The sequence below is a fragment of the Sphingobacterium lactis genome (assembly GCF_011046555.1).
Classification (GTDB): domain Bacteria; phylum Bacteroidota; class Bacteroidia; order Sphingobacteriales; family Sphingobacteriaceae; genus Sphingobacterium; species Sphingobacterium lactis.
In genome coordinates, this window is sequence record NZ_CP049246.1 from 2,779,754 (window position 1) to 2,802,273 (window position 22,520).

General features: G+C 46.3%; 19 protein-coding genes. 8 read left to right on the forward strand and 11 right to left on the reverse strand.

Translation table 11 applies throughout. The features are described from left to right. Positions 1–76 precede the first annotated feature (76 nt). The 4 genes from G6N79_RS12110 to G6N79_RS12125 all read right to left on the reverse strand — a co-directional run bounded on the left by G6N79_RS12110 (position 77) and on the right by G6N79_RS12125 (position 4,416). Positions 77–1,045, reverse strand: coding sequence for a FecR family protein (locus G6N79_RS12110; protein WP_103906294.1), 969 nt, complete (start codon positions 1,043–1,045; stop codon positions 77–79). Positions 1,046–1,103: 58 nt separating this feature from the next. Continuing rightward, positions 1,104–1,715, reverse strand: a complete 612-nt coding sequence (locus tag G6N79_RS12115) for an RNA polymerase sigma factor (RefSeq protein WP_103906293.1) — start codon at positions 1,713–1,715, stop codon at positions 1,104–1,106. A 530-nt stretch (positions 1,716–2,245) separates the two neighbouring features. Continuing rightward, positions 2,246–3,046: a hypothetical protein gene (locus tag G6N79_RS12120; protein WP_103906292.1), complete on the reverse strand. Its 801-nt coding sequence runs from the start codon at positions 3,044–3,046 to the stop codon at positions 2,246–2,248. A 56-nt stretch (positions 3,047–3,102) separates the two neighbouring features. Further along, complete coding sequence (locus tag G6N79_RS12125; RefSeq protein ID WP_241241719.1) at positions 3,103–4,416, reverse strand: hypothetical protein; 1,314 nt, start codon at positions 4,414–4,416, stop codon at positions 3,103–3,105. On the opposite strand from G6N79_RS12125, the gene G6N79_RS12130 reads away from it, so the two are divergent. Continuing rightward, positions 4,415–4,621 carry a hypothetical protein gene (locus G6N79_RS12130; RefSeq protein WP_164527196.1) on the forward strand — a complete coding sequence of 69 codons (207 nt, stop codon included), beginning with the start codon at positions 4,415–4,417 and terminating at the stop codon, positions 4,619–4,621. The two genes, G6N79_RS12125 and G6N79_RS12130, sit on opposite strands and share 2 nt — an antisense overlap. On the opposite strand, the gene G6N79_RS12135 is transcribed toward G6N79_RS12130, so the two are convergent. The 3 genes from G6N79_RS12135 to G6N79_RS12145 form a co-directional block, all read right to left on the reverse strand. Next, positions 4,618–7,998 (reverse strand): TonB-dependent receptor, encoded by a 3,381-nt coding sequence (locus tag G6N79_RS12135; protein WP_146060618.1) that lies wholly within the window; start codon positions 7,996–7,998, stop codon positions 4,618–4,620. The two genes, G6N79_RS12130 and G6N79_RS12135, sit on opposite strands and share 4 nt — an antisense overlap. A gap of 49 nt (positions 7,999–8,047) precedes the next feature. Next, the gene (locus G6N79_RS12140) at positions 8,048–9,010 is read right to left on the reverse strand and encodes a FecR family protein (RefSeq protein WP_103906289.1); all 963 of its coding nucleotides are present in this window, start codon (positions 9,008–9,010) and stop codon (positions 8,048–8,050) included. 186 nt (positions 9,011–9,196) lie between these two features. Further along, on the reverse strand, positions 9,197–9,823 hold the full coding sequence (locus G6N79_RS12145; RefSeq protein ID WP_103906288.1) for an RNA polymerase sigma factor: 627 nt from the start codon (positions 9,821–9,823) through the stop codon (positions 9,197–9,199). A 241-nt stretch (positions 9,824–10,064) separates the two neighbouring features. Here G6N79_RS12145 and G6N79_RS12150 point away from each other — a divergent pair, with 241 nt between their 5' ends. Together G6N79_RS12150 and G6N79_RS12155 are read left to right on the forward strand one after the other, a co-directional pair. After that, positions 10,065–11,378, forward strand: coding sequence for a S41 family peptidase (locus G6N79_RS12150; protein WP_160003729.1), 1,314 nt, complete (start codon positions 10,065–10,067; stop codon positions 11,376–11,378). 58 nt (positions 11,379–11,436) lie between these two features. After that, on the forward strand, positions 11,437–11,988 hold the full coding sequence (locus G6N79_RS12155; RefSeq protein WP_103906286.1) for an REP-associated tyrosine transposase: 552 nt from the start codon (positions 11,437–11,439) through the stop codon (positions 11,986–11,988). A 1,065-nt stretch (positions 11,989–13,053) separates the two neighbouring features. Here the strand turns inward: G6N79_RS12155 and msrA are convergent. After that, the gene (msrA, locus tag G6N79_RS12160; RefSeq protein WP_103906285.1) at positions 13,054–13,692 is read right to left on the reverse strand and encodes a peptide-methionine (S)-S-oxide reductase MsrA; all 639 of its coding nucleotides are present in this window, start codon (positions 13,690–13,692) and stop codon (positions 13,054–13,056) included. Between the two features lie 266 nt (positions 13,693–13,958). Beyond that, positions 13,959–16,742: a leucine--tRNA ligase gene (gene leuS / locus G6N79_RS12165; RefSeq protein WP_103906284.1), complete on the reverse strand. Its 2,784-nt coding sequence runs from the start codon at positions 16,740–16,742 to the stop codon at positions 13,959–13,961. Positions 16,743–16,962: 220 nt separating this feature from the next. Here leuS and G6N79_RS12170 point away from each other — a divergent pair, with 220 nt between their 5' ends. The 5 genes from G6N79_RS12170 (at position 16,963) to G6N79_RS12190 (ending at position 20,959) form a co-directional block, all read left to right on the forward strand. Then, positions 16,963–17,841, forward strand: a complete 879-nt coding sequence (locus G6N79_RS12170; protein WP_103906283.1) for a cell division protein FtsX — start codon at positions 16,963–16,965, stop codon at positions 17,839–17,841. 23 nt (positions 17,842–17,864) lie between these two features. Continuing rightward, a complete protein-coding gene (locus tag G6N79_RS12175; RefSeq protein WP_103906282.1) occupies positions 17,865–18,116 on the forward strand; it encodes a DUF3098 domain-containing protein in 252 nt (83 codons plus the stop codon). A 5-nt stretch (positions 18,117–18,121) separates the two neighbouring features. Further along, entirely contained in the window at positions 18,122–18,940 is an 819-nt protein-coding gene (locus tag G6N79_RS12180) for an undecaprenyl-diphosphate phosphatase (RefSeq protein WP_103906281.1), read from the forward strand. 297 nt (positions 18,941–19,237) lie between these two features. Then, a complete protein-coding gene (truB, locus tag G6N79_RS12185; protein WP_234993196.1) occupies positions 19,238–19,960 on the forward strand; it encodes a tRNA pseudouridine(55) synthase TruB in 723 nt (240 codons plus the stop codon). An 18-nt stretch (positions 19,961–19,978) separates the two neighbouring features. Further along, the gene (locus G6N79_RS12190; protein WP_103906280.1) at positions 19,979–20,959 is read left to right on the forward strand and encodes a bifunctional riboflavin kinase/FAD synthetase; all 981 of its coding nucleotides are present in this window, start codon (positions 19,979–19,981) and stop codon (positions 20,957–20,959) included. 290 nt (positions 20,960–21,249) lie between these two features. On the opposite strand, the gene bshB1 is transcribed toward G6N79_RS12190, so the two are convergent. Beyond that, positions 21,250–21,969 carry a bacillithiol biosynthesis deacetylase BshB1 gene (gene bshB1 / locus G6N79_RS12195; RefSeq protein WP_103906279.1) on the reverse strand — a complete coding sequence of 240 codons (720 nt, stop codon included), beginning with the start codon at positions 21,967–21,969 and terminating at the stop codon, positions 21,250–21,252. Between the two features lie 46 nt (positions 21,970–22,015). Next, positions 22,016–22,516, reverse strand: a complete 501-nt coding sequence (locus G6N79_RS12200; RefSeq protein WP_103906278.1) for a glutathione peroxidase — start codon at positions 22,514–22,516, stop codon at positions 22,016–22,018. Positions 22,517–22,520: the final 4 nt, after the last annotated feature.

Genomic DNA, 22,520 nt, shown 5'->3' on the forward strand with positions numbered 1-22,520 from the left:
TTCGCCTCTTTTATTCTTTATGTTTAGCAATCGTTCACATCGTTTTTCATTGTTGTTCCTGTTATAATTTCATTACTTATTTTCCCCAGATCAGGATCCGATCCGCCTGCTTCGTATAGCCAAAATTGCCGGACAATTGCAGGACATCCAAAACTTGGGATAGTGCCTGATCCTTGATCGTTATATTTAGTTTCTGCTGCGCAATGGCGGCATCTTTGAATGTTATGCTGATGTGGTAGCGACGTTCGAGTACCTTAGCGATATCGGCAAGGGATTCATCCATAAAAACGAGCTTTCCTGTTTTCCAGGCGGAGATGGATTCGGGATTGATCTCCTGTCTTTCCCAGCTGCCCGATTCGGCCATGATGCGTACTCCCTCACCCCTATTGAGGATAATCTCCTCCTGGTCCTTATTGGAAACCGCGACACGCCCGGTCTTGACCGATACACTGTATGTAGCATCCGCAGGGTAGGATTTGATGTTGAATGAAGTACCCAATACCTGAACATCAAAGTCCTGCATCTGCACCCGAAAAGGTTTTTCGGGATTCTTGCTGACCTCAAAAAATGCTTCTCCGGTGAGTTTCACCTCCCGGCTGTCGGCATGGAATTTTTTTGGATAGGCCAATTGGCTCTGGCTGTTGAGAATAACTTGGGAACCATCGGATAGGCTGATGGTTTTCTGCTCCCCTATGCCTGTAGCAACCACCTGCATGTCTTCCGCAGCGGCCATTACCGACTGGCTGTGCTGGCTATCCTGATAGTACCAAAGGCCCAAACCCAACATGGTGAGTACGCAGGCCGCTATCGCGGCAATCTTGCTGTATAGGGAAAATAAGGGTCTAACAGGCTTGGGAAAATACTGTTGCCGGATTTCCTGAATGGATCGCTGCTCCATCGCATTTACTTCTGTGGATGGAACCTCCCCTTCTTGGCTATCCAATTTGGAAAGCCATTGCGCTACGGATTTCTTTTCCGCATCTGTTAAAGTACCGGTCTGGTATTTCCGGAGTATTTTTTCGCTATGTCCTTTATCTTGCTGCATACATAAGTAATAAGCGTGAAATGGAAAAAAGACCTAGTCCTGAAGGGTTAACTTTCTATTAAGAGTTTATTAACCAAATAAGTACAAGCATTTCCAGCATGCCAGGGGAATATTCGGCCATTTCCAGCTTCATTTTTTTCATGGCGGCGTGGAGGTGATTCTTCACGGTCTTTGGAGAAATATCCAATTTATCGGCGATTGCCTGTACGCTGAGCTGTTCTTCCTTGCTCAGGATAAATACCGCTTTCATCTTTTCGGGCATGGTTTCGATAACTTCAGCGATGCGCTCCATAATTAGATCATATTGGTGCTGTATTTCCTGCACTTCCTGTTCATTGAACTGTTGGTGTTCCTGACTTTGCAGAAACTCTGTGAACTTTTGGATATGCTTATCCTGGAATCCCTTTTTCCGGAAATAGGAACCAATCTTGAACCACAGTCTATTGCGCATGTAGGCCTCCAGGGCGTTGTTCATTTCAAATTCTTCCCTCTTTTCCCATATTTCAATAAACATATCCTGTAGTAGATCGTATGTTTCTTCAGCGTTACCGATCTTGCGTATCGCCAATCGGTATAGGCTGTCATAGAACCGCTTATGAAATTCTTCAAACGCGATGTAGTCTGAATTGCGAATACGCAGCACAAGATCTTGGTCAATAGTTTCTTTCATAAAATTGGAATTACCCAAAACTATCGAACAAATGTTAAATAAGTGTTAAATAATTATAGTGTTGTTGGGTATGCAGGATTAAGATGATGCTTTGGCGGAAAATTCTAGTCACTAGAAGTACAAAGTGTAAAGATCAACCTATTCAGGTTCCGCAGATCTGGAAATAACAAAAGAATTGATTGCTTTGGCATTCAATTCTTTTGTTCGGGGGAAGTATGCTTTACTTGGTCTACACAATATTATATCCTTAGGTTTTAATGAACGCTTTTGAAGACCGGCATCAAATCGCGCTAATCTAATATGTAGAATTCTTGATTTTGGTCGAATTGGTTTAATTCCCCCTCCCTCCCTACAGGTAATTGCATAAAAACAGGAATCAGCCATAAGGAAAATATCTAACCATCCTTATTTTTTGTGGTTGTACATATTTCCTTATAAGCATAAAAGTCTTGATAAAATAAGGCTCGATTCACCCGGTACATAATCCCTATTCTACAGCGATTTTTGGTTATGGGGTAATGTGAGGCTTCTTATTTTTTATTTCTGACCATATAATAATCTGAACTAAGGCCTGAATAACCACCATCATCCAAATCCAAAAAATAATTAAAGTCAAAATCATCAAAAACGTCGAATTTTATTTCAACTATAAAAATATCGGATTTTGGATAGCTGAATGACGTATATAAGTAGACATTTTTTCCGAGATGTTGGAAAGGTGTAAAATCCGCATTCAAGATTTTAGCTTTCCAAAGCATTGATTTTTTATTATGTTTAAACACACTGAATGTTTCAGGTATGCTGGTTCCAATATTTTTTATCGTATCCATCGGATGCTCAGAATATAAAGCATCAGATTCTGCATTCCAATCCCTGAAATCGTAAAATGCTAAGTGAATAGGTTTGTCTTTGGGAAGCAGTGGACTGTTGTTTATAAATTTGACTAAATATTTTCCTTCTGGTACTTTTATATCCTTCAAAGGGTGGTCACCAATCGTAGCAATTGAATCGACCGGATTGGAATAATACATATACGTGGAGGTGCCACTTGGATTGATCTTTATTTTTTTTGTGATGGTTGGCTTATTGTCGTGATATTTTACGGCTATGGTGATAGAATCTTGCCCAGTATACGGTATTAAATATCCGTCTCTACTCCAGGTAATTAGCCTTTCGTTGTAGACTATGGATTGTACGCTTAGGCCGTTATTTAAGATTTGTATCTCAAGCGTGGTGAACCTGATCTTAGATTCTATATTTTCTCCCTTTTCACAGGATGAGGTTAAGCTGAGCAATAGAGTCAGTAAAATTAAATGGTAGAAATATTTCATGATATTCAATTTAAAATGGTGAGCTAATGGCATAGCTCACCATGATTAATTATGACTTAATATGTATTAGGACTAAATTGAGTCCAACCGGTGGTCCAAGCCCGCTGATTCGGGTGGAATGCACCTTTGAAGGTTGTTAAACCATCGCCATAAGCCGGTGATCCTGCTCTTGGCCGTAAAATTGCAGGATTATACCTTGTGATTTCCGGATCATTGCTTTTATAAAAAATTAAATTTCTACCTGTTAAATCCAAAAATGAAGCTGCATCATTAGAAACATGGACAATATTGCCTGTTCCTGGTACAGTGCCTATAAACGCTTGTTTGTAGGCATGGATTACATTATTCGAGAATATCGATCCGTTGTCTGTAATATCTTCAAATGAAGCACCAACGGAGTAACCTGCAATTATAGAATTGGTGATATTCATGGATGAAGCTCTTCTCCACCGGTTTCCGTAGCGTAATTTTTTATCTGCAACGGCAGAATCCTGGATACCGATAAATGTGAAATTTTTCAAAACAGGTCTGGTCGTAGGATCTCTTTCAACGCCTTGTCCATTGTTATCAGATTCAATACCGTTGGAGTCTGAGATTCCTCTGCTGTCCAAACTATTTGTAGACTTTGGATCTTTTAGGGAGAGGGCATATTGAATTGTTCCTGAGTAGCCAAAATCGAAGTCATAATCATCGTCATCTGTGGATGAAGCTACCAAATACTTCGCATTGACGGTTCCACCGAAGAACTCGAATGCATCATCACGTCCCCAGGACACCTGGATGTACTCCAATAGGGTTCCATTTCCGACACCACCACAGGTCAAGCCATTGATTTCATTGTCCTGAGCCAGGTTATATCCGGCAAATTCAATCCTGACGTATTTCAGAATGCCGGAGTTATCATTCGGTTGATTTCCCCCATAGGTCACATCCACTTCACCAGGTTGGGGGATCCCTTCAATGACGGTTGGTTCTGTTGGATTGATGGGTGCCTTTCCCAAGAGAACAATGCCTCCGAAGTCACCTGTTTTCCGTTGGCCGGGTGCTTTGTCCGAGGTAAAGACGATCGGTTCGTTGGCCGTTCCTTCCGCGATGAGCTTCCCCCCCTTGAGGACGACGAGTACACCCTTAATATGATGGTTTTGCCCATCCTCGTGGGTGTACATCTTCGTTTCCCCGGAGACGACCTTGGTTCCCTTTTCAATGGTCAAGGTAAAGCCGTCCGGTACGTAAGATACACCATCGAGCAACCAAACCGTATCCTTGGACAGGAAGTCTTTGGTGATCATGCCGTCTTCATCCACAGGAATGGAGGCTTCTGGCGTGAGCTGCTCGGCGGCAAGTTCCACATTAACATGATGGTTATCCATGTCTTTGTTACAAGAGGTCAAGCCTGAACTTAATAAAATGCTAGTGAACAAGCTTAAGAAAAAGAATAGATTTTTCATTTTTTTTAAATTAAATGGGTTAAAAATTCCGCCAAGTTTCCATACAATCAAGGCCGGCGGTCAAGCCTTGGGGTATGTTTTTTTCGATGCCGTTTTTGCCAATTCCCGTCACTATGCAGCTCCTTAAAAATTATAGATCAAAGAAATATGGAACCTTTGGCCATCCTGCCTCCGGTAGAGCATGGTATCACCGTCCTCCTTATTGAAGGTCAGATCACCGCGTCGCGGATTTGGGCTGCCTATTTCCAATTGCTTTTCCACTTCCGCATCGGAGTAATAGAAATCATTTCTGTAGAACTGGGTCCATTCGTTCAGGAGATTGGCCATGTTGAGGCGAGCTTCCACTTTCTTTTTCAAGAATTTGCCATAGAGCTGAAAATCAACCATTCTGGGCGCCAGTTCGAATTCCACTCTATTGATACTTTGGCTGATGATGGCTGTCCGCGGCCCGCGGTGGCTGTAGCTTAACGTAGCGCCGTAGGTGTCGCCCCAGTAACCGAGACCGAGGTTCAATAACCACGGAGACTGCCCTACCAAAGGCCGATCCTGCGTTGGCATCCGCTCCTGCCTCCTGACAACTTCTCCGGAATCCACATTTCGCCACAGCCATGCTGAGAGGACATCTACACTTGATTTGATCAACGTGCCGTTCGCCTGAACAAATAGGTTTTCCAACCACGGGCTTCCGCCCAGGAAACCGAAATTCTTGCGTACCTCCATTTCCAGCCCGCGCACGCGAGCAGATTGCATGTTGGCAAATACATACTGGTCCGTGCGCTGGTCACGCATGGTCAATTCAATGGGTTTATCCAAATGTTTGAAGTAGGCGGTAAGTGTAATCGCTTCACCGGGACTCGGGTACCATTCCAAGCGGGCATCGACATTGTCGATTAACGTGGTCACCACCTTCTCACCAGAAATCACACCATCCAAGATATAATCGTAAAAACCGAAATAGGACGTTTCCCGGAAATCAGGACGGATGGCCGTCTTTGCATACGATGTTCGGAAATTGAGCTTATCCGTAAGGCTGTAGGTGAGGTTGACCGATGGCAGGAAGCGGGTGTCCTTTTCCCCGACGGTCAATTGGTAGTTGAATTTAGAATTGGTCAAGTTTTCCTCTCCAAATGTCCGAATGAAGAGCTCTTCCTGCCTGTTGCTCAAGTTGAAATATTCCATCCGGACACCATACACCAAACGGAGTTTGCGAAACAATTGCTGATCGAACATGAGGTAGGCGGAATGGGACTTCATGCTTCCGTCATAAATATTCCCACCCAATCGGCTCGGGTAATAGATCACCTCATTGTTACGTGTCCCGATCTGCTCATCGAAAATTCGTGCATAATTGCCACGGATACTAGGGGGTCTCGTGCTGGGTTGATTTTCATCGAATGCCCTGGTCATGGGAATAATGCGATGGACAGCCAGATCCTGAGTTTTTAGCCACCCTTGATAGCCCAACTTCACCATGGTACTGTAGTTTTTATCCGCAAAGAATGTCCTGGATAGGGACGTTGCCCAGTTGTAATCCGTTTGATCCAGGTAACTCCACATCCGAGAATCAATCTGACCGGTCAAATTGGAGAATTGCGCTGTGCTCAATATCCGAGGGGTATGGAAATACCGCTCCCCCTCGATAATTGTAGTTAAGCCGTAATTCAGCTTCCTTTCATCGAGAATTTTCTGTTGCACACTGCTGACGGTGAACATCCCGTCAAATTTTACCTTCCAAGGCAGTTGATATTGGCCAGTGATCTGATGCTGACGCAGGGAAAGTGCTTCCGGCAATTGGTAGAGCTCCTTATCGTATAACCTAATATTGGAGTTGTAATCCAATCGATGCGCTTCGTTGTATTGATCACTGTAGGTGCGGGCATACATGTTCTTCAGGGCAATCTTGAATTTCTCATGCTGTACCCCCAAATTGGCGACAAGTCCACTGGAACTGTTGAACCGATGGGAAACACCCGGACCGTTCTGGGCAAATCCGGTGCTGTCCATCCAATGTACCGGATTGGTGGAATTGTTATTAGGTCCACCGCGGACATTATTGAAGCGGATAACATTTTGTTCATTCCGGAAATTGGCGCTACTGCTGAATCCGAACTTCAGTTTGTTCGGGAATTCATAGACCCTACCGATGGCAAAGCGGAAGTTTTGTCCCGGTCGACCCTTGAATTTGTGGAGGTTCATGGAGGCATTGTTGAATTTTCGGGACTGCTCCAAAGCATCCAAATCGCGGAAATAGTAAGGTAAGTTCGGCGTCAATTTCCAATCCAAGAATCGGGGGTCGGTTTTCTCGCCCAATGGGATGTGGTACCCATCAGCAATTTCGGTGTACCAGGCCCAAGGTTTTATGCCATCCGGAAATTCGGCATCCTTGCTAAAGGCACCAAAGTACTCCAGCCCATTCCTGGCGCCGAGGCGGTAAAAGTCCTTGCCTATGGTCTGGCTGTTCCCTCCGGTCCCGATCATGATGCTGGTGAAGTTCTTCTCGGGGATATCCAGCGTATTGATGGAAACCTGACCCCCGGAAAATTCGGAAGATATATCCGGGGAGGCTGTTTTATTGATGACAACGGAGCTGACCATCTCTACGGGGATGATATCAAATGCGAAATCGCGCCTGTTCTGGGAGGTACTTGGGAGGGTGACCCCATCCAGCTGGGCTTGGTTGTAGCGGTCGGACTGGCCCCGTACAATTACCGACCGGTTGTTGAGGGTGGAAACACCGGCGACCCGACTGAGTACCTGACCCACAGAGATATCGGGGGTGCGTTCGATCTGCTCGGCAGAAATACCGTCGGTGACCGTGGCGGCATTCTTCTGTGCTGCGTATAATCCGGCAACGGATGCCTTCCTATAGGTGGTCTGTACGGTGATCTCCTCGATTCTAGAGCTGGTTTCGCGCATGGCGATATCGAGTCGCTGATGTTGACCGGCACGGATCTGAACATCATTGATCACTTGGGTTTGGTGGGAAAGATAACTGACCTGTACGGCGTATGTTCCGGCAGGCAGGTTGATGGCATAGCGGCCGTCAATGCCGGTTTGGATGCTATGTGCAGTGCGGAGGATGCGGATGCTGGCCTGCGGGAGGGCCTTGCCCCTGCTGTCGAATACGCGCCCCGTCAGGCGGCCGGCCTCCTGGGTTTGCCGTTTCTCCAACAGGATGTAGCCATTGCGTTCGCGGAAGATGACAGGTGTTCCTTTCAGACTCTCCTTCAAAACCTGGCGCAGGGATTTATCGCGGATGCCGTGCTGCTGGTATTTGACGCGCGAAAGCCCCAAGGTTTCGTCATCAAATACCAACGGGATATGCTGTCCCTGGAGGTGCTGCATCAGGTCGCCTACCGATCGGAAGGTCTGGTTGATGGACAGCTTTTTCTCCAGCCACTGGCTTGGCGCAGCATATCCCGACTGGGGCTGCTGCAACAAAAGGAAAATCCAGCACAAGAGAAAGGTGGCGCGATGGATGTAATGTAGTAAAATTGTAGTCATGTTTATACTGTTTTTTTGGTTGTTAGCTCTGGTTATGTCTTTCGAATCATCAATAAAATATAATACTGTCCCCAACGGACCGATACCTGTTCTTGTGGAGGTCTGCAATGGTCTGCAGCAGATCCGCAGGTGCGCTGTGCCGGTGTATGGGCAGGCTGTAACGCTGTTGCCGAATACGTGCGGAGGCGGTATGGATGTGGATGCCGAGGTAATTTTTCAGGTAAACCGACAGTTCCTGAAAATCCGCCTGCTGCAGGATGACCTGACCATGGACGCGCAGGTCTGGTAAGGCTGCGGTCTGTCGGGTTGATCCAAATAATGCCCGTTCCTTGTCAAATGTGATCTCTTGCCCTGCGTTCAGGATTTTGCTGGAGTCAGGTGTGGCTACCTGCACCTTTCCGGAATACACCGTGATGTGCGTCGTGGGGAGATTCGGATCGCTGAGGATACGGAATTGGGTGCCGAGGACCGTCGTGACCAGGTGATCGGTCTGGACGATAAAGCGGCGTGTGGTATCGCGAGCGATATCGAACAGGACCTCGCCATGCAACAGGAATACCTTTCGGAGGTCCCGCTGATTACCTTTGGCCATGATGGCGACCCGACTGTTCGGGAACAGGGTAAGTACGCTGCCATCGGCCAAATGGAGGTTCTTGCGCTCGCCTATGGCCGAGCTAAAGAACAGCAGCTTATCCGGCTGATGTCCGGGTTCGGTTTCCCTAAAATGATATTGCAGCCATCCATAGCCCAAAGCCAAGAGGACAATGGCCGCGGCTCCGACCTGAATCAAGCGCAAGACCTTATGCTTCCGGTGCGAACGTTGCGCGCCATCAATTTGGACCAGCAAGCGATCCAACAGGCGGCGCTTATCTGCCGCCGACAAAGTCGGAACTTCCATTGGTTCAACGTCCTCCAGATCAGCATACCATGCCTCCAGTTGCTGGCGGTCTTCCGACGCCATCCGCCCGTGCAGATAGTTGATGTAGTGAAGGAATTGCTGTTTGTCATCCATGATAATTGTGGCTTGTTTACCCCTATATCTGTGGAAATGGCGGAAAGTACTTCAAGAAAATATTAAGGGTAGATGAAGAAAATATTAACAAGCCCCCGGGCAGGGAGTCTTAGCCTCACTAAAACGGGTTTACGGATTTAACAGCGGTGCAGGCAGGAAAGGTTTTGGCAGGTTCCGTAAAACGGACTATCCGCATGGGTGAACCGGTGGATGTTCCAGCATCCAATGGATGAGCGCAAGGTGGGGAAAGAGCAAGGTGTAATAGCGGTTATTCTGAAGATTCTGATCCGATAGGCAACGTTGTATCCGTTGTTTTGCTTGATTGTAATTGTTTTTGACGGTCTGCTCGGATAGGTTGAGCAGCTCGGCAATCTCGGCATTGCTGTAGCTGTTGCTGCGCATTAAAAATACCATGCGCATGTTCTTGGACATCGCGTCCAGCTCCTGTTCGATCAATGCTTCCAGGTGGCGGTAGGTCTCATGGACATTGTTCAGGGATTGCGAATCGTTCGACATGTGCTGCTTCAATTGGTTGGAGAATTGGGCTCGCTGTTTCAGTTCCGCATAATGGTCGATCACTTTATACCTGGCTGCGCCAAAGAGATATTTGCGAAGCTCCTCCCCCTCCGGCCAGGCCGTCCTGCGGGTCCAAAACTGCAGGAATAGTTCCTGCAAAATGTCCTGCGCGACTGCCGAGCAAGATACGCGCTTGACGATATGGATGTACAGTTCATCGGCGTATTGCTCATAAATCTGGACGAACAGGACCCTGTCCTGCCGGTCGCGAACGGAAGTTACGTGAAGATTCGTCATTTTTGGTCAATGTTTGGTACCCAAAATTAAAACTACTAGTATTAATCACAAGTTAAATTTTGTTACCTTTTAAATATAAATGTTTAATAACGGGATATTTATTTTGGGAGGTTGTTGTGCGTTCCCAACAAGGTTTGGTATATATTTTCACAGATTAAGGCAGTATTATTTAGATATTAAGTTTTTGGTTACCAGCAGGTAAGCATGGTTAACTTACCTAAAAATCAGTATGTTTAAGGAGATGAAAAAGCTGATTATTTTTTTCTTTGCCGGTATGGTTCTAGCCCTTTGCTCCTGCAAGAAGGATGAGGAGTCCTTTGCCCCAGGCAGCAACCGCGCCATCAATGCGTGGATCTGGGAGACCATGAAAAAACAGTATTATTGGGAGAACACACTGCCCGGGCGACAGCGCATCGACCAGGACCCGCAGAGCTACTTTATGACGCTCCTGCATCCTCAAGATCGGTTTTCAACCATCCTACAGAACCAGAATAGCGAGACGTACGGATACAGTTTCGAGAATACCTTCGGCTTCGATTTCGTGCAGTACGAGCGATCCGGCAGTTGGACGACCTTGGTGACGCTGGTTGTCCCTGGCAGCCAGGCGGATCAGCTTGGCCTTAGCCGTGGCGACACCCTGCTCCGCCTGAATAATTTGAACCTTTCCCAACCGATCCAACCATCGATACCTGCGCTCCTGCGCTCGAATGTAATAAACCTGACGCGGAAGGATGGCAAATCGTTTGCTATCGCATCGGCGATAATTGCCCAGCCGGTGATCTATCGCCATGCCGTACTGGAGCATGACCACCGGAAGTACGGGTACCTCAATATCAGCCACTTCGATTTCTCGGGGGGCTATGCCTTGTTGGGTGCCATTGAGGGCTTCCGTGCCAACGGCGTGAGCGAGCTGATCCTGGACCTGCGCCACAACCCGGGTGGGCAAGTTTCCTTTTCGGCATTCTGCGCACTGCTCTTCACCAAGGTGAAACCGGCGGATGTATTCGTGGAAATGCGCGGCAACAGAAAGGTCGGCATGCGCCAGTTGTCCTTCGACGCTGCCCTCCAGAATCAGCCCGATGGCTACAGGTTCCGCTCGGCCGACCTGAAAGCCAAGTCCTTGAACCTCTCCCGGATCTTTATCCTCAGCAGCGGCCAGACGGCCTCCGCAGCAGAACTGCTCATCAACAACCTGAAGCCTTACATCGATGTCCGGCAAATCGGCCAGACGACCATGGGTAAGGACATGGGCAGCAGTAGTGTTAAATCCCCGCCGGAAGTCTCCGGCAAGGAGTCCTACAATTGGGTGCTGCACCCCCTGGTATACAAGCTGTACAACCAACAGGGCCACGGCGACTATAGCACCGGCATCTCCCCGAACACCCTGCTGGATGAATACGCCAGCGACCGGATCTTTCCCTTCGGTGATCCGCAAGATCCGATGGTGCGCGCGGTTTTGGAAGGGAAAGTGTTGCGTGGAGATGCGGGAAAGAGGTCGGAAGGGAAAGGAAGGGTTGTTTATGAGCGGGATTTTGTGAGGGCGATGGTTTTTTAGGGGGGTAGAATCACAGCATTATGCTTAAAATAAGGAATGAAAGCATAAAAAATAGATCATGAGCAATAAATATAAATTCAATGGCAGGAATCTGATTTATTTTGTGACCATAACTGTTGTTTATTGGATCGATGTTTTTACCCGCGAAGAATATAAAAATATAATCATAGAAAGCTTAAAGCATTGCATAAGCGAAAAAGGACTGGTTATTCATGGATGGGTCATTATGACCAACCACCTCCATCTCATCGTCAGCGCAGAAAATGCCATCCATATTTCGAATATATTACGGGATTTTAAGAAATACACAGCAAATCAGGTGCTCAAAGCGATTCAAGACAATATCCATGAAAGTCGGAAATCCTGGATGCTTGCATTATTTAAAAAAGCGGGGAAGGAAAACACTAATAATGTACTATATCAATTTTGGATTCAGGATAGTCATCCAATCTATGTTGATGATTCAAAGGATATTTATTTAGAAAAACTAAATTATATCCATCAAAATCCCGTAAAAGCTGGTTATGTCAGACAGGATCATTTTTACAAATATTCCAGCGCAGGTGATTATGTAGGTAAAAAAGGAATGTTGCCAATTAAATTTTTGTAGGCATTTTGGGGTAAAGGATTTGAGCCAGCGTGATAGGCCGAGGGCACGCTTAAACGACACGCTGGCGCAATGTCTTTTGTAGTGGGTTGTGTGGTGGCGGACTTGTGCCAAAAAACATGCCGTAGGCACCAAGGAACAGCGTAATATCCCTTCCACACAACCCTTGTGCCAGTGTATTTGTCCGAGGGCACAAGAGATCAACCGCACAGGCAGTCGCACAACTCTTGCGCCAGCTTGATGGGGCCTTTCGCACAACTTGTGCCAGCGTTATGGTTCCACCCAAGGCACAAGAGATCAACCGCACATGCCATCCGCACAACTTGTGCCAGCATGTTGGGGCCTTTCACACAACTTGTGCCATCGTTATGGTTCCACCCAAGGCACAAGAGATCAACCGCACAACTCTTGCGCCAGCTTGATGGGGCCTTCCGCGCAATCTGTGCCAGCGTTATGGTTCCATCCAAGGCACAAGAGATTAACCCACATGCCATCCGCACAACTCTTGCGCCAGTATGATGGGTCCTTCTGCACAACTTGTGCCAGCGTTATAGTTCCATCCAAGGCACAAGAGATCTACCGCACATGCCCTTCCGCACAACTCTTGCGCCAGCAAGTCTTTAGGACGTTTAGTGGCAAAAAAATAGGATAAAAGGGCGAGCTTTGCTCGCCCTTTTATCCTATTTTTTTGCCACTTTTTAATTCGTGAACCGCACGCTGGCGCAAGTCTTTTGATGTGGGCTGAGCGGTGGCGGACTTGTGCCAAAAAACATGCCGTAGGCACAAAAAAACAGCCTAATATCCCTTCCGCACAACTCTTGCGCCAGCATGATGGGTCCTTTCGCACAACTTGTGCCAGCGTTATAGTTCCATCCAAGGCACAAGAGATCAACCGCACATGCCCTGCACACAACTCTTGCGCCAGCTAGTTGGGGCCTTCCACACAACTTGTGCCAGCGTTATAGTTCCATCCAAGGCACAAGAGATCAACCGCACATGCCCTTCCGCACAACTCTTGCGCCAGCTTGATGGGGCCTTCCACACAACTCTTGCGCCAGCTTGTGTCCCCTAATCCCGATTCGCTTTCCGAGCCACCTCAAACAAATCCTGGCCGATATGGCAGTACCCTCCTGGGTTCTTGTCCAAATAATCCTGATGATACGTCTCTGCGTCAAAGAAATTCTTAAGTTCTTCATTTTCAACCACGATTGGGCTGTTAAATGAAGTTGCCAATCCTTTGATTTTCTCTGTGATCAGGGCTTGGTCATTTTTGTCGGTGAAGTAGATTCCCGTGCGGTATTGGGTGCCGATATCATTTCCCTGTCTGTTCAGGCTGGTTGGATCGATGGTCTTGAAGAACAGGTCGATCAGGAGGTCCAGATCGATTACTTCAGGATCATAGACTACTTTTACGGTTTCTGCAAATCCTGTCTTTCCGGTGGTTACATCCTGGTAGGATGGTTTGTCCACGATACCATTGGCATAGCCCACTTCCGTGGAGACAACGCCGTTGACCAATTTGAAGAAATGCTCTGTTCCCCAGAAACATCCTCCGGCAAAATATATTTCCTTCTGCATTTTATTTGTGTTTAATGAACTTTCTCTATGGTTTGTTACGTCAGTTTCCTGCTTTTTGCCCGAAAATCCGAACGCCAACAGGACTATCCCTGCGACCAGGACTACGGCGATGATGATTGTATTTTTCATAAGCAATCTCTACTTTATTAATAGGGTAAAGTTACGGAAATATGGGCAGATGAGGAAAGTGTGGCGGCTTATACCCGGCTGAATATGACACTTTCTTGGTAATAATGCCGAAAAAAATGCGGATAGACCAATCCCATCGTGGTCGGGAAACCTTCCAACTTCCATGGCATGGCAAAAAAAATCCGCAGAAGAAAATTATCTAGCGATAAGATTCTTCTGCGGAGCTATGCTATATCAACAGGCGCTGTAAAACCGTGCCCTGATCCTTAGACCACGATATTAATGATCTTTCCTTTGACAAAAATCATTTTTTTGATGGCTTTCCCATCCAAAAGGCGCTGCACTTCGGGATTTTCCTTGACGATCGTCTCCACTGCGGCTTGATCCAGGTCCAACGCCAATGGCAGGTTCATCTTCATCTTACCGTTGATGGACACCGGATAGGCGAATTCACTTTCTACCAGATATTCCGGATTGAAGGTTGGAAAGGTTGCATAGGAAATGGACCCTGCCGGATTTCCCAATTGCGACCACAACTCTTCTGTTATGTGCGGTGCATACGGTTGCAGTACAACCAATAGGTCCTGAAGGATCTTGCGCTTATTTGTCTTCAGGTCCGTCAATTCATTGACACAGATCATGAATGCGGATACCGACGTATTGAACGAGAAACGCTCAATATCCTCTTCGACCTTTTTGATGATCTTATGCAAGGCTTTATATTCCGCTTTGGTAGGTTCTTCATCGGATACATGGAAGTTTCCTTCGGCATCGTGGAAGAGACGCCATACCTTACGTAAGAATTTATATACCCCTTCAATACCGTTTGTGTTCCAAGGTTTTGCCTGTTCCAATGGTCCCAAGAACATTTCGTATAGACGCAGGGTATCTGCACCATACTGTTCGATGATGTCATCTGGATTCACGACGTTGAACTTGGATTTTGACATCTTCTCTACCTCTGTACCACAGATGTATTTTCCGTTTTCCAGGATGAATTCCGCATCCGCATAATCCGGACGTGATGCTTTGAATTTCTCCAGATCCAGTATGTCATTCTGCACGATATTGACATCGACATGCAATGGATTGACCTGATATTGATCCTTTAAACCCAGGGATACGAATTGGTTGGTGCCGCGGCCTTCGTTATCCAATACGCGGTATACGAAGTTCGAACGCCCTTGGATCATCCCTTGATTGATCAGTTTCTTGAACGGTTCTTCTTCATTATGAAATCCGAGATCCTTTAGAAATTTATTACAGAAGCGTGCGTAGAGCAAGTGGCCTGTAGCGTGCTCAGAACCACCGATGTATAGATCGACGGACTTCCAATAGGCTACCGCTTCTGGGGAGGCAAAGTAGCCTTCATTTTTTGGGTCCATGTAGCGGAACCAGTACCATGAAGATCCTGCCCAGCCCGGCATGGTGCTCAGCTCGTATTCGTATTGATCTTGATATTTCCAGTTTTCGGCACGTCCCAATGGTGGCTCCCCTGTTTCTGTCGGCAAGTATTTGTCGACTTCTGGTAATAACAACGGCAACTCTTCTTCTTTGATCAGGTATGGCAATCCATCCTTGAAATACACCGGAACGGGTTCTCCCCAGTAGCGCTGTCTGCCGAAGATGGCATCACGCATACGGAAGTTGATCTTCGCTTTACCCAACTTCAGGGATTCCAAGCGTTCAATCAGTGCCGGAACAGCCTCCTGGTAGGTCATGCCATTGATGAAATCGGAATTGATGTACTTTCCGTCCTTGTTTGGGTCGGCCTGTTCTTCGATATTCTGTGTATCGGAGATCGGAACGATCGGAAGATTGAAATGCTTTGCGAATAGGTAATCGCGCTGGTCACCCGAAGGCACGGCCATAACGGCACCTGTACCATAGCTGGCCAGTACATAATCGGCAATCCAGATCTGTACATCTTCACCGGTGATGGGGTGCTTCGCATAGGAACCAGTAAAGGCACCTGAAACGGTCTTCGCATCCGCCATCCGATCCAGTTCGGATTTCTTCGCTGTTTTTTCTATATAGGCCTCAACTGTAGCTTTTTGATCAGCTGTTGTTAAAGCAGTTACTAACTCATGTTCAGGCGCCAAAACCACAAAGCTGACACCGAAGATCGTATCCACGCGGGTGGTGAACACTTCGATGTTTTCCTCCAGCTGCGGCACAGGGAATTTGACACTTGCCCCTACGGATTTCCCGATCCAGTTGCGTTGCATTTCCACCAAAGGCTCTGGCCAATCGATGGTATCCAAGCCACGAAGGAGGCGATCGGCGTAGGCCGTAATGCGCATGGACCACTGCATCATTTTCTTCTGCTCCACAGGGAATCCGCCGCGTTCCGACACACCGTTGATCACTTCATCGTTCGCTAAAACCGTTCCCAATGCAGGGCACCAATTTACGGTACTCTCCCGCAGGAAGGCCAATCGGTATTTCAATAATTCGCGTTGCTGTTCCGCTTCCGTGAAGTTCTTCCAAGCAGCAGCAGTAAATTCTTGGGTATCATCATCTGCCACGGCATGAATGCCTGCAGAACCATTTTCTTCAAATTTCGCCACCAAGGTATCGATCGATTCCGCCCTGTCGGTATCGGTGTTGTACCAGGCATTGAACAGCTGCATGAAGATCCATTGGGTCCAGCGGTAATATTCCGGTTCGGAGGTCCGCACCTCGCGGGACCAATCGAATGAAAAACCGATATTGTCCAGTTGCTCGCGGTATCTCTTGATATTGGCCGCTGTGGTGATAGCCGGATGCTGTCCCGTCTGGATGGCATATTGCTCTGCCGGTAGGCCAAAGGAATCATAGCCCATGGGATGCAATACATTAAAGCCTTTCAATCGCTTATAGCGTGCAAAGATATCGGAAGCGATGTATCCGAGCGGATGGCCAACGTGTAAACCTGCCCCCGAAGGGTATGGAAACATATCCAAAACATAATATTTTGGCTTGTCCGTTGATTCCGAAGTTTTATAGGTCTGTTGATCAGCCCAAAACTTTTGCCATTTCTGCTCGATAGATTGATGCGTATACTCCATTATAAATTATAAAAGTAGGGTACAAAGAACTGCGAAATTAGCGAATTTAGGGTAAATTCAGCATAAAAGTTTTTTATTCTATACAATAAATTCTGATATTCGTTGTTAGAAATTTAGGTAATGAAAATCCCTTCCGCTAATATTGAATATAATTTCAATAATTTTCATGGAATGGATCGAAATCGTTACTTTCGCATGAATTAATACAGATTAAAACTATATGTCAGTGATCGAACAGGGTTCACCAAGAAAAAAAACTAAATCGGTATACATTTCAACAGTGATCAGTATTGCGCTGGTTCTCTTGATGATAGGTCTATTGGGACTGATCCTAGTCCATGCCAAAAACCTCTCCCGTTATGTAAAGGAAAACATTGTACTGAATGTCATCGTCAATGACAACGTCAATGAAGGTGATGTGCTTTCTTTGCAGAAAGATCTGGAAAAGGATCCTTATGTCCTGCGTTCGGAATATGTGAGCAAGGAATTGGCCGCGAAGAACCTGAAGGAGGATTTGGGCGAGGATTTCGTGGAATATCTGGGAAGAAACCCACTCCTACCGTCGATCGATGTGTACATGAAAGAACAATATGCCAATAGCGACTCGATCCAGACGTTCATCAATAAGATCGGGAAAAACAGCCGCATCAAGGAAGTAGTCTATCAGGAATCCCTGATCGATATGGTGAATAAGAACATCCGCGTGATCAGTATCGTGATTCTGGCGTTCACCGTTATCTTATTGATCATTGCAGTAGCCCTGATCAACAATACGATCCGCTTGGCGATCTACTCACAACGCTTCCTGATCAAGAGTATGCAATTGATCGGTGCGACCAAAGGGTTTATCCGCCGACCGTATATCCTATACGGTATTGCGCATGGCTTGATCGGTGCCCTGATTGCTATCTTGCTCTTGGTGCTGACGCTGCAATTTGCGCAAAAACAGGTTCCTGAATTGGTTTTCCTGCGCGATTGGTATGAATTTGCGATCATCTTTGTGATTGTATTGGCCATTGGGATTCTTATTTCCAGTGCAAGTACCTACTTTGCTGTTACCAAATATCTACGCGCTAAATCAGCGAGTCTTTACCGATAGATCAATTATTAATATTTTTAGAAATGAGTCAGACAACAAAGAATATAAAATCAACGACCAACGAATCCAATAAGCAGGGATTCGTATTCCAGAAAATCAACTACCAATTGCTGATCCTGAGCCTGGTCATAACGGCTGTAGGATTTCTATTGATGATGGGCACGGAAGATATTTACAGCTTTACCAAGATTACCTTGGCACCTATCGTTGTCGTGGCGGGTTTTGCTCTAGGATTTGTAGCTATTTTATATAAACCGAAGAACAAGATCAACTAAGCAGCATGAATTATTTTGAGGCGATTATCCTTGCAATTGTAGAGGGTTTAACGGAATATTTACCGATTTCTTCCACCGCGCACATGGGATTTACCGCTGCGCTGATGGGTATGGAAGAATCGGAATACCTGAAGATGTTCCAGGTTTCCATTCAATTTGGTGCCATCCTCTCGATCGTGGTCCTGTACTGGCGACGATTCTTCGATTTCAAGAACCTGAAATTCTATTATAAGTTGGCGATTGCCGTTATCCCTGCCCTGGTGTTGGGGAAATTGCTCGATGATAAGATCGAAGCTGTTCTGGGCAATCAGATTGCCATCTCTACGGTACTTGTCCTAGGTGGTGTTGTTCTCCTGTTCGTGGATAAATGGTTCAAGAACCCGACCATCACCGACGAGAAGGAAATTCCGGTGAAGAAGGCGTTTATCATTGGTTTTTGGCAATGTCTGGCGATGATGCCCGGGACATCGCGTTCTGCGGCTTCCATCATTGGTGGATTGACCCAGGGACTCGATAGAAAAGCTGCTGCGGAGTTTTCATTCTTCCTTGCCGTACCGACCATGCTTGCCGTGACGGTATATTCCATCTTCGTAAAAACTTGGGGTGAAGGAACGGCACATGCACAGAAAGGTTATGAGATGATCATGGCCAGCAACGAGAATATTATGGTGTTCATCATCGGAAATATCGTGGCCTTTATTGTGGCGATGATTGCCGTGAAAACCTTTATCTCCGTTTTGACAAAATATGGATTCAAATTCTGGGGTTGGTACAGGATCGTGATCGGTATCGCCCTGTTGATTTTCTTCTATTACCAAGGGTAAGAGAGTATATCATTAAAAAACGATATGAAAGCGGCCACCGAGCCGCTTTTTCTATGTCCGTTACTCGAGAAGCTTATTTCCTCCTATCGCCAGTTAGCAAGGCCCCAGCTTCCTTGTAAAACATGACCATGGTCAAAGGATACTCCTGGAACTATTCCTGATGCGAATTAGCACCTTCCTGGACAAATCTCACATCTCCAATCCGACTTGTGAAATAATATTGCTACTTTTGCAAAAAATTAAAACCATATTTTCCGCTATACTGCTGTGAAGATGGCCGCTTTGGAATACAATTAAATGATGGAGAACACAGAAGGACAGGCAAAACCTCAATTTTCATTTGCCGAAGGCGAAGTGCTATTGATCGATAAGCCTTTGACATGGACGAGTTTTGATGTTGTTGGGAAATTACGTAACAGCATTAAGCCAATGAAAGTGAAGGTTGGCCATGCCGGTACGCTAGATCCGTTGGCGACAGGCCTTTTGATCGTCTGCACGGGAAAGATGACCAAGCAGATCGATGGTTTTCAGGCAGAGGACAAGGAATACACCGGGACGATTACTTTAGGGGGCAGCACGCCGTCCTACGACCTGGAGACCGCAGTCGATGTCACCATGCCTACCGATTCCATTACCGAAGAAGCGATCTATGCGGCAGCAGCAACCTTTCTCGGTCCACAGGAACAATACCCGCCAGCACATTCGGCCATTAAGATCGGTGGTGAGCGCGTGTATGAAAAGGCACGGCGCGGCGAGCAGGTGGAATTGAAGGCACGTAAAGTGGATATCATGGCTTTTGATGTGGTGAAAATCGAGATGCCCGTGGTGCATTTCCGGATCAAATGCAGCAAAGGAACCTATATCCGTTCGATTGCCCATGACTTTGGGAAAGCCCTCGGAAATGTAGCGCACCTCTCCTCCCTCCGTCGGACCAAATCTGGCGATTTCGACGTGAAGGATGCGTGGGACCTGCAGGAATTGATAAACCACGTAAGAGAACAGAAAAATCAAGTAGTATAACCTACTAATCAACTTATAATGAAGATATACCGAAATCTAGAAGAGTTTCAACCTTTAGATTATGCCATAGTGACAATCGGAACCTTTGATGGTGTACATGTTGGTCACCAGAAAATTCTGAACAAGGTAACCGAATTGGCGAAGGATAATACCGGCGAGACGGTACTCCTGACGTTCTTCCCCCATCCCCGCTTAATCATCAATCCGGACGACGATTCCCTCCGCTTGATCAATGATATTGAAGAAAAAGTCGAACGCCTGGCCATTTCAGGTCTGGATCATTTGATCATTACCCCTTTTACTCGCGATTTCTCCAACCAGACACCGGAGGAATACATTTCCAATGTATTGGTCAATAAGATCGGTTGCAAGAAGATTGTAATCGGGTATGACCACCATTTCGGGAAGGACCGGAAAGGGACGATCAAGGACCTGATCCACTATGCACAGATTTTTGATTACGGTGTTGACGAGATTCCGGAACAGGATATCGAAGATGTTGCCGTATCCTCCACCCGGATCCGGGAGTCCCTGATCAAGGGTGATATCACCACAGCGAACAAATACTTGGGTTATCCTTTTGAGTTGACCGGAACTGTTATTAAGGGCGATCAGATAGGCCGCGAGATCGGATTTCCTACGGCTAATCTGCATGTGCATGAATCGCACAAGCTGATCCCTGCGTACGGTATTTACGCCGTGGAAGTGGAAATTTACCCGAGGACCACAGAAATTGTAACCGGCGATTATATCCAACCCGCTCCAGAACGCATCGCGAAAGGCATGTGCTATATCGGAACCCGTCCTACCGTGGACGGCATGAACAGAAAGATCGAAGTCAACCTCCTCGATTTCAACGATGACCTCTATAGCAAGACCATCCGCGTGAAATTCCTGGAATTTATCCGTCACGATCAATGGTTCGAAAGCCTGGAACTGATGCAGGAACAGATCAAAAAAGATGAAGAAGCCATCCGTCAATTCTTTACCACAAACTAAACAAAAACAGAAAGGATAAGATAGCCCAAACTATACAACGGCTCTCATTCTCCTCAATAAAATAAAAGGAAAGCCCCGAGCAAAACTGCTCGGGGCTTTCTTATGTTTTTATTTAAGTAAAACATATAAGACGTTAAAAATCAATAGAATTTAAGAATTAACCATAAGCATATGATCGAGAATCAACCTGTCTTTTCATCTCCATTCTATCGCTAAACTCTTTCAAATGTCAATCCTCTTCACCCATACTCACCCTTCCTATCTCACATCTCATATCTCAAATCTAAACTCTATATTAAGTCAAATATATCCTTCACCCCCAATATCTTTCTACTGGTAAATCCTTCGGCATACTTCACCTGTATCGATCTGCCAAATTCGCTTGCTCTGGCTTTTGTGGATTCCATAAAATCTGGATTAGAAATATACGTCTGTGGTTCGTCATCGGCAAAACCAACATTGAACTGAGAGGTGTATGCCAGGATAGATTTTTCCTTGATCGCCCAATATGGGGTGATATCGATCAGGATATCGGGTTGTATATATTTATCCTGTACCAATTGCAGCTGCAACCGTGGACGGAATGGTTCCTGAGCTTGTCCATCCAATTCGGTCTCGATGCGTCGCAATCCGGCAAGGAACAATGCATCATTCACCAATTTGCTGGCGCGGCCATGGTCTGGATGGCGATCGTCCAATGCGTTGGTGACAACGATTTCAGGTTGATATTTACGGATCGCACGGATGATGGCGAGCTGTTCTTCTTCTTTGTTCTCGAAAAAACCATCCCGTAGGAAAAGGTTTTCGCGGACCTGTACTCCTAATATTTCGGCTGCGGCATGTGCTTCCTGCAATCTAATTTCGGCGGTTCCGCGTGTTCCCAATTCGCCTTGGGTTAAATCGATGATCCCAACCTGTTTTCCTTCGGCAACATATTTGGCAATAATACCGCCAGCACCCAATTCGGCATCGTCAGGGTGAACGGTCATTACTAATAAATCTAATTTCATGGGCATGTGTATTTTGTACAATACACAAAAGTACGAAAAAGAAAGGCTAACCTTTGTCGTAAAGCAGTTGCTCGATACGATTGTGGACTTTCTTTGACATTGGGCTGGTCATGGAGTAGAAATGGTCGACTACCTCTCCCTTTTTATTGACCAGGTATTTGTGGAAGTTCCAGAAGGGCACTGTACCCACTTTTCCGTTTTCTTTGATATCCGTCAGGTATCTGTATAATGGATCTGTGAACTCCCCCTTGACATGGATGCGCTTAAATACCGGAAAGGAGATCTGTCGGTTTACCCGGCAATAGGTTTCCAGTGTCCGGCCCGTTAGAGGTTCCTGATTCCGGAAATCATTGGACGGAAATGCCAGGATCTCAAGCCCCTGCTCGCGATAGCGCTTGTACAGATTTTCCAGTGACTTAAATTGTTTATTGAAAAAACAACGCGATGCTGTGTTTACAATTAATAAGACCTTTCCTTCGAAATCGCGCAATGATTTCTTCTGTCCGCTAAACTCCAAAACTTCATAATCATAAACTGTTTTATTCATAAAT

Excerpts from the sequence above, each read along its gene's own strand:
- G6N79_RS12110 (WP_103906294.1), bottom strand. The coding sequence starts at position 1,045 with ATGCAGCAAGATAAAGGACATAGCGAAAAAATACTCCGGAAATACCAG.
- G6N79_RS12115 (WP_103906293.1), bottom strand. The coding sequence starts at position 1,715 with ATGAAAGAAACTATTGACCAAGATCTTGTGCTGCGTATTCGCAATTCA.
- G6N79_RS12120 (WP_103906292.1), bottom strand. The coding sequence starts at position 3,046 with ATGAAATATTTCTACCATTTAATTTTACTGACTCTATTGCTCAGCTTA.
- G6N79_RS12130 (WP_164527196.1), top strand. The coding sequence starts at position 4,415 with ATGTCTTTGTTACAAGAGGTCAAGCCTGAACTTAATAAAATGCTAGTG.
- G6N79_RS12125 (WP_241241719.1), bottom strand. The coding sequence starts at position 4,416 with ATGGATAACCATCATGTTAATGTGGAACTTGCCGCCGAGCAGCTCACG.
- G6N79_RS12135 (WP_146060618.1), bottom strand. The coding sequence starts at position 7,998 with ATGACTACAATTTTACTACATTACATCCATCGCGCCACCTTTCTCTTG.
- G6N79_RS12140 (WP_103906289.1), bottom strand. The coding sequence starts at position 9,010 with ATGGATGACAAACAGCAATTCCTTCACTACATCAACTATCTGCACGGG.
- G6N79_RS12145 (WP_103906288.1), bottom strand. The coding sequence starts at position 9,823 with ATGACGAATCTTCACGTAACTTCCGTTCGCGACCGGCAGGACAGGGTC.
- G6N79_RS12150 (WP_160003729.1), top strand. The coding sequence starts at position 10,065 with ATGAAAAAGCTGATTATTTTTTTCTTTGCCGGTATGGTTCTAGCCCTT.
- G6N79_RS12155 (WP_103906286.1), top strand. The coding sequence starts at position 11,437 with ATGAGCAATAAATATAAATTCAATGGCAGGAATCTGATTTATTTTGTG.
- msrA (WP_103906285.1), bottom strand. The coding sequence starts at position 13,692 with ATGAAAAATACAATCATCATCGCCGTAGTCCTGGTCGCAGGGATAGTC.
- leuS (WP_103906284.1), bottom strand. The coding sequence starts at position 16,742 with ATGGAGTATACGCATCAATCTATCGAGCAGAAATGGCAAAAGTTTTGG.
- G6N79_RS12170 (WP_103906283.1), top strand. The coding sequence starts at position 16,963 with ATGTCAGTGATCGAACAGGGTTCACCAAGAAAAAAAACTAAATCGGTA.
- G6N79_RS12175 (WP_103906282.1), top strand. The coding sequence starts at position 17,865 with ATGAGTCAGACAACAAAGAATATAAAATCAACGACCAACGAATCCAAT.
- G6N79_RS12180 (WP_103906281.1), top strand. The coding sequence starts at position 18,122 with ATGAATTATTTTGAGGCGATTATCCTTGCAATTGTAGAGGGTTTAACG.
- truB (WP_234993196.1), top strand. The coding sequence starts at position 19,238 with ATGATGGAGAACACAGAAGGACAGGCAAAACCTCAATTTTCATTTGCC.
- G6N79_RS12190 (WP_103906280.1), top strand. The coding sequence starts at position 19,979 with ATGAAGATATACCGAAATCTAGAAGAGTTTCAACCTTTAGATTATGCC.
- bshB1 (WP_103906279.1), bottom strand. The coding sequence starts at position 21,969 with ATGAAATTAGATTTATTAGTAATGACCGTTCACCCTGACGATGCCGAA.
- G6N79_RS12200 (WP_103906278.1), bottom strand. The coding sequence starts at position 22,516 with ATGAATAAAACAGTTTATGATTATGAAGTTTTGGAGTTTAGCGGACAG.